Raw genomic sequence first — 508 nt, forward strand, 5'->3', positions numbered from 1 at the left:
CTATATTCAAATCATCGAGCCGGATAATCTCATTAAGCAGGGCGATCTACGTTCGATTCGTGTTAAGTCTATCCCGTCTGCACGAGGCACTATTTCTGATCGCAATGGTGAACCTTTAGCGGTGAGTGTGCCTGTTGAAGCGGTTTGGGCCGATCCAGCCACCATTTTTAAAGAAAATGCGCTAAGTCAGAAACAAAACTGGTATGCCTTAGCTGATGTGTTAGGTGTGGATCGCCAAGGCCTGATTGACAAAATCAAGCGCAACGAAAAGCGTCGCTTTATTTACCTGCAGCGTCAGGTGAGCCCAGCAATGGCAAACTACATTCGTGAACTGAAGCTACCTGGTATTGGTCTTAAGTCGGAGTCTCGTCGTTATTACCCGGCTGGCGAAGTCAGTGCGCACCTTGTCGGTGTGACAGGCATTGACGGTCATGGCCTAGAGGGGGTTGAGCGCAGCTATGATGAATGGTTAACCGGTGAAGAAGGTAAAAAGACCATTCGTAAAGAC

At 48.4% G+C, this 508-nt stretch carries 1 pseudogene; it reads left to right on the forward strand.

What is annotated here, in order from left to right:
• Positions 1-508, forward strand: a pseudogene (locus R7E78_RS30880) (peptidoglycan glycosyltransferase FtsI); the annotation flags it as partial.

The sequence above is a fragment of the Vibrio sp. YT-19(2023) genome, from assembly GCF_033337395.1.